Source organism: Flavobacterium sp., from assembly GCF_036515215.1.
Taxonomy (GTDB): domain Bacteria; phylum Bacteroidota; class Bacteroidia; order Flavobacteriales; family Flavobacteriaceae; genus Flavobacterium.
Genome location: NZ_DATBVQ010000109.1, coordinates 36,347 through 42,730 on the forward strand (window position 1 = coordinate 36,347; position 6,384 = coordinate 42,730).

The 6,384-nt window shown below is 38.7% G+C and carries 9 protein-coding genes; 4 read left to right on the top strand and 5 right to left on the bottom strand.

The annotated features are described in order from the left end of the window. The first annotated feature begins 69 nt into the window (after nt 1-69). Complete coding sequence (locus VIH09_RS07550) at nt 70-1,029, top strand: hypothetical protein (protein WP_331579490.1); 960 nt, start codon at nt 70-72, stop codon at nt 1,027-1,029. Nucleotides 1,030-1,114: 85 nt separating this feature from the next. Here the strand turns inward: VIH09_RS07550 and VIH09_RS07555 are convergent, their stop codons facing one another. Further along, complete coding sequence (locus VIH09_RS07555) at nt 1,115-1,666, bottom strand: Smr/MutS family protein (RefSeq protein ID WP_331579492.1); 552 nt, start codon at nt 1,664-1,666, stop codon at nt 1,115-1,117. Then, entirely contained in the window at nt 1,656-1,841 is a 186-nt protein-coding gene (locus tag VIH09_RS07560; protein WP_331579494.1) for a hypothetical protein, read from the bottom strand. Before VIH09_RS07560 ends, VIH09_RS07555 begins: the two co-directional genes overlap by 11 nt. A gap of 101 nt (nt 1,842-1,942) precedes the next feature. Here VIH09_RS07560 and VIH09_RS07565 point away from each other — a divergent pair, with 101 nt between their 5' ends. Beyond that, a complete protein-coding gene (locus VIH09_RS07565) occupies nt 1,943-2,221 on the top strand; it encodes a DUF2752 domain-containing protein (protein ID WP_331579496.1) in 279 nt (92 codons plus the stop codon). 26 nt (nt 2,222-2,247) lie between these two features. Here VIH09_RS07565 and VIH09_RS07570 read toward each other — a convergent pair whose 3' ends face one another. Continuing rightward, complete coding sequence (locus VIH09_RS07570) at nt 2,248-2,949, bottom strand: DUF1003 domain-containing protein (RefSeq protein WP_331579498.1); 702 nt, start codon at nt 2,947-2,949, stop codon at nt 2,248-2,250. 306 nt (nt 2,950-3,255) lie between these two features. Between VIH09_RS07570 and VIH09_RS07575 the strand changes: the two genes are divergently transcribed. Both VIH09_RS07575 and cysM read left to right on the top strand, forming a co-directional pair. Further along, a complete protein-coding gene (locus VIH09_RS07575) occupies nt 3,256-4,047 on the top strand; it encodes a serine O-acetyltransferase (RefSeq protein ID WP_331579500.1) in 792 nt (263 codons plus the stop codon). A gap of 1 nt (nt 4,048) precedes the next feature. Further along, nucleotides 4,049-4,936, top strand: a complete 888-nt coding sequence (gene cysM / locus VIH09_RS07580; protein ID WP_331579502.1) for a cysteine synthase CysM — start codon at nt 4,049-4,051, stop codon at nt 4,934-4,936. 68 nt (nt 4,937-5,004) lie between these two features. Here the strand turns inward: cysM and VIH09_RS07585 are convergent, their stop codons facing one another. Both VIH09_RS07585 and VIH09_RS07590 read right to left on the bottom strand, forming a co-directional pair. Continuing rightward, a complete protein-coding gene (locus VIH09_RS07585; RefSeq protein ID WP_331579504.1) occupies nt 5,005-5,415 on the bottom strand; it encodes an OsmC family protein in 411 nt (136 codons plus the stop codon). Between the two features lie 171 nt (nt 5,416-5,586). Next, on the bottom strand, nt 5,587-6,384 hold a 798-nt coding region (locus VIH09_RS07590), incomplete at its 5' end, for a T9SS type A sorting domain-containing protein (protein ID WP_331579506.1).

The following is a 6,384-nucleotide window of genomic DNA, read 5'->3' on the forward strand; positions in this document are numbered from 1 at the left end:
ATATCAATTGTGTATTCTCCAATAACAATTGTCATTTTTTTCGCTATTTTTGTGAAAATATATTTTACGATGAAAAGAGTTCTAAGCCTTATGGTTTTTGTGTTAGCATTAAACGGTTGTGATGACGGAGATTTAATTCAGGAAGACATCAATTTTGAGGATATCAATACTCAAAGCTGCGGTACCAATGATGTTATATATAAACTAAAGGAGAAGGAAGCCTTACTTCTTGAAATTCCGAAAAGTTCTTTTATGAATGAACCTTCTTCGACAGGCACACCAATGATACTGGACGTAAATTCAAGTAATCGCGTGGTTTATCGTTTTTATGACGGAAACGTATCAGCAAACAACATTTGCGAAACCATACCTCCCGCAACACCTATCGTAACCGATCAATGGAATGCTACTGCCGGAAAAATACAAATATTCACGACTGCAGTAAAAACCGTCAATGAAACGGACAATAGTACCCGAATTTCAGGTTACAATCATAACATCGTTTTCAAAAACATCACTTTTGCAAAAAGTAGTGGTACACAGGTATATGAAACTTTCCCTTTCGGTGACTATGTGACGGCGGCCACAGCCCTGCCCTTTCTTTTTGACGAAACAATAGAACGATGCAGCGGCTCCAATTTAATTTACAACTATACCAGTGCCGAATCATTAACTTTGGATATCGAGCCTACATTGATTGCAAATGAGGTAACACCATTAAACAGTCCAAGAATAGGATATATTGGTACAACTACAAACATTTTAACGTATCGCCTGTTTACAGGGCTTCTTACGGCCGATTATTTTTGCAATGCCGCAACGCCTTCCACTCCGGTGATCAATCAGGAATGGAATGCCGTAACGGGTATAATTGGCGTAAGCGGTATAATTGAGGTAACCACAACCACTAACGGGCCCGGAAGTTTTAAGCACACCATCGTACTTAAAAAGGTAACTTTGAAGAGAGGGAACAGCGATTTTATGCTGGGAGACAATTACATTTATGGGGACTTGTTGACGACCAATTAAAGCGAAATTTACCCAAAGAAACAAGGCAAAAAAAGCTCCCATTTACAATCGTAAATGGGAGCTTTTTACTTAAAATCCAATGCTGTTATTTGCTGTTCTGTTTGATGAAAACTTCCGTGGCACCCTGTCCATATTTTTGATAATTTCCTTCTTGGAAAGCGATATTGTCATAGCGTCCCAATAAAAAATCAAGCTCTGACTTTAGCACGCCTTCGCCAACTCCGTGTATGAAAACAATTTTCGGGATTCGGTTGCGGATGGCAAATTCGATATGCCGCTTGGCCGTTTCAGATTGCAAAGTCAGTATATCATAATTGGACATGCCGCGTTTGTTTGGCACCAGTTTTTCGATGTGCAAATCGAATTCAGGGGCCGAAATTTCGTGTTTGTCTTTGCGTTCTTTTACGAAACTTCGCTGTTTTGGCATCTCTTTTTCTTTTTTAATTTCATCTACATTAATCCTTCTAATAGAATCCATTAAGTTGCTGGAATCGTTTACTTTAAGAAGCTCTTTGACAAAAAATGTCATCACAAAACCGTCTTCTGTTTCTACCGTTACCTCGTCATCTTTGGTTGATAGCACCACTCCATTTATAGCCTCATCCAGCACGGTAACCTTATCTCCTTTATTGAACATCTTTATCGTCTTTTTCTTGATTTTTACTCGGCGTTTTGGCGCTTAGCCGCATCATTCCAAACATAAATACGGCTATTGCAATCACCGTTATATACACATTTTTGTCTTCACTAACTTGCTCAAAAAAAGCAACCAGTATCGCAACAATCATAATTGGAATTAAAATTTTTTTCATTTCTTTACATATCAGATTCCAAAAGTAACAAATTTAAAATAGCTTTGTTTTTTTATTAAAAAGCTTTGCCATTATTTTGTAAATTGTAAAAAACAAAACCATTGGATTTAGAAAAATATATGTTTCCTTGCGTAAGCAAAACACTTTTTGGAGTGGAATGTTTGGGCTGCGGTTTTCAGAGGTCATTGATCCTTCTTTTGAACGGGGAATTTGCCGCCTCTTTCCGGATGTATCCAGCCCTATTTACAACTTTATTATTTTTGGGTTTTATTGGTTTTCATTTTATATACAGACGCTTCTTTTCCCAAAAACTGATTTTGGCAATCGCGCTAATAAACGTCGCTTTTATGATAGCCGGCTATATTTACAAACACTTTTGATCCCTTCCTTATCCAAAAAAGAGGATTCACTTATTTATTCTGCTAATAATATCATTCATCATTTCTATTTGTAATTTTTGTACTTCTATTAGCTCCTCCTGCTGATGCCGGATCAAATGATCCAGTTTTTCATGGAGCATTCGGATTTCGAGTTCTGACTTTAAATTAATCATATAGTCCTTCCTGGCCCTTTCCCGATCTTTTTCCTCTTGACGATTTTGACTCATCATAATGACGGGAGCTTGGAGAGCCGCGAGACAGGACAAAATCAAATTCAGCAAAATAAACGGATAGGGATCGAAACCTTTATTGTACAGAATATAAATATTAGCCAAAATCCACAATACGATAAACACGCCAAACAAAATTATAAATTTCCAGCTTCCGCCAAAATCAGCCACTTTATCGGCCACAAGCTGTCCAAAAGTTCTGGATTCTCGCGTTTCTTCCACTTTGCTTACCGTAGACTCAGACTCTTTCAATTCTTCTGAAACCGCGTCTTCTATTTTAGACAACTCACCTATTTCATTGGACAAATAATTGGAAATGTATTTTTCCCTATACAAGTTCAGTTCGGAAATGGACAAAAATTGATCGGCGCTAAAATCCGGAAAATCAATTTTCATCAAAGCCAGTATTGGCTTGCGAATCATTTTTCCAGAAACCTTATCAGTCAATGGAAATTCCCTCTTTGAAAGATCGCTTGTAAATGTTGGAATAGGTTTCATTTAAACAGATTTTACAACGCTAATTTACGCATTTAAAATTATTTATGTTAAAATAATAACACATCCACGATTAGCATAAATTGAAATTTATACCGCCATTAGTAGACTCTATCAGTTCTTGCGATATTATTCAAAATAGTTCAATATATTTGTTTCATTTTATATTTGAACTAAAAAAATATAGTGATGAGCAACAAGAAACTCTTTTTCAAAATTAACTTTTCAATTTCTTCAAGGAATTGTTGTTGCCCTTGCTAAAAACACTTTTACTAGTCCTTTTTCTATTAACAATTCAAATCCATAATCATGACAAAAGATCTGATTATTAAAAATATTGCCTCCTTAAAAAGCCATGCGACCATTAATTACGGTATCAAGACAAAAACGGAAGTTTTTACCGAAAAACTCTTCTATACTCTGTTTGATTCGAACGCCCCTTTAGGCGAAAGTATTGATGAACTGAAGTTTCTTTTCAAAGAAATATCGGTAATCGCGTGCAAAAAGCCGAAGGGAATATGCGATTCCATTTGGGATAGTTTCCTTGAAAAATTACCATCGGTACTCGAAAAATTAAACCGGGATGCCAATTACTTTTTGGAAAATGACCCCGCCTCAAATAGCATCGAGGAAGTATATCTTGCCTATCCCGGATTTTACGCCATTGCCATCTATCGCTTGAGCCACGAATTATACCTTCTGGACCTGCTGTTGTTTTCCAGATTAATGAGTGAATATGCCCATCGAATCACCGGTACGGACATCCATGCAGGCGCCACGATCGATTCGCCAATTTTTATTGACCATGCCACCGGAATCGTAATTGGGGAGACCACCGTGATCGAAAAAAACGTTAAAATTTATCAAGGGGTAACTTTGGGGGCATTGAGCGTAAGCAAAGGCATGAAAAACAGCAAAAGGCACCCCACAGTGGAAAAAAACGTATGCATTTATGCCAATGCAACGATTCTTGGGGGCGAAACTATCATAGGCAAAAATAGCATTATTGGAGGAAATACTTGGATTACCAAGTCCATTCCGGCAAGATCACTGGTTACGAACACGACCACCACAGAAGTAAAAATAAAAGAGCTAAGATAATATGGAGCCACAAAAACTATTAGACCTGATTGGGAATACGCCTTTAGTGGAAACTGTCAATTTGGTCAAAAACAAAAAGGTGAAACTTTTACTGAAGCTCGAAGGGAACAATCCGGGAGGCAGCGTCAAAGATCGTGCAGCCTACAACATGATCGTATCTGCTTTAGAGAGAGGGGACATTAAAAAAGGGGACAAACTGATCGAGGCCACCAGCGGGAACACGGGAATTGCCTTGGCTATGATCGCCCAGTTGTTAAATATCGATATCGAATTAGTACTTCCGGAAGACTCAACCAGGGAACGCACCCAGACCATGCGTGCCTATGGCGCAACGGTTATTTTAACATCCGCAAAGGATGGAATCCTGGGATCCAGAGACTACGCCGACAGAAAAGTGGCCGACGGCGGATATGTGATGCTGAACCAATTTGCCAATGACGACAACTGGAAAGCCCATTACAAAACAACCGGTCCAGAAATTTGGAACGACACCCGTGGAACCGTAACCCATTTCGTTTCGGCGATGGGAACCACGGGAACCATCATGGGCACTTCCACTTATCTGAAAGAGAAAAACCCGGCCGTTCAAATCATCGGGGCACAGCCCAGTGAAGGCTCCCAAATTCCGGGAATCAGGAAATGGCCTCAGGAATATTTGCCGAAAATTTTCAACGCTTCCAAGGTGGACCGCATAATTGAGGTTAGTGAACTGGAAGCGCGCGAAATGACCAAACGCCTGGCGCTCGAAGAAGGCGTTTTTGCGGGAATGAGCAGCGGCGGATCAGTGGCTACAGCCTTGAAAATTGCCCAAGAACTGGAATCTGGAGTCATAGTTGCGATAATATGCGATCGAGGAGACCGATATTTGTCCTCCGATTTATTTGATTAAAATATATAAAATAAAAAAGGCTCGATTTTCATCATAAAAATCGAGCTTTTTTTTATATCAGTGTTTTTTTACACTAAAGTTGCGGCAGTCGAAATGGCGGCATTCAACACTTTAGAAACCGGGCAGTTTTTCTCTGCTTTCGTAACCTGTTGTTGAAAAACATCGTCCGAAATGCCTTTTACTTTGGCGGTAACAGTCAAATGGGAAGTTATGATGGTGCCATCCACCAAATCAATTTCGCATTTGGTTTCAATGCTATCGATTTCAAAACCCTCTTCTCCAATATAGGCCGAAAGCTGCATCGTAAAACATCCTGCATGCGCTGCCGCAACCAGTTCCTCCGGATTGGTTCCTATACCTTGCTCAAAACGAGATTTGAATGAGTATTGCGCATTTTCTATCAGTTTACTTTGGGTGGTTAGTTTTCCGCCCCCTTCTTTTAGGGAACCGTTCCATACTGCGGTGGCATTTCTTTTCATAAGTTTTTTTTTTAGTTTTCTCAAATTTACCTTTTTAAAATGTAAGTTTTTCAGTCCATCATTTTTTTAACTAAATTTTAAAATTTGTTTGCACAATGCGACAGATTTAAATATAAAAACCAACCCAAGTGGTCTTGGGTTGGTTTTTAAACTAATTATAAAACATGAAACTTATTTTTTAATCACGTTGATCGCTTTTTGATTCTCACCTTGTCTTACCAACAAAAGGTATTCACCGGAAGGCAATTCTTCCCCAAATTGGATTTCTTTCGCATTTGGTTTTGCGATCCTTTTCACCATTCTGGCAAGCATGTCATATACCACTACCTCCACTTGCTCATCGCTGCCTCCCTGTACGGCAAGCGTAAACCGATGATTCGATGGGTTAGGATACGCAATCACTTTGAATTCAGAGACATCTATGATTTCTTCCTTACCTTTGACAACGGGTCTTAAGTGTGTCATTCCTCCACATTCTGTTCCACAAGTTCCTACAAAATCTCCATGATTTAAATGTATCTGTACAGCAGATTCATCTACACAAATTTCGGTACATGGATTTTTAGGGCTACCAGTTTGATGACACATTTTCACTTTTGCAATACCACTTTTTCCGGCAAAACAACGTATATCTTCTGCAGATATCTTAGTAGTAGTTGGGACAATGCAACCAAAACTGTCAGTTATTGTAGCAATAATGACGGCATCGGCCATTAATTTAACTGTTAATACATAGGATTCTCCAAGGGCAATTTCATTTGATGTAACAGATGGAATTCCAGATGTATTACAAACATTAAATTTATTTAAAGTTGAATTTGTTTTATGATCTCCCACAAAGGTCTCACTACCTCCATTTACATCACAGATTAAAGTAGAAGCACTAGAACCATCGGCTAGATTAGGTCTTATTAGCTCATATTTAATTGTATATGATCCAGAACCTCCTGAAGGCGTCGTTGTTATTAT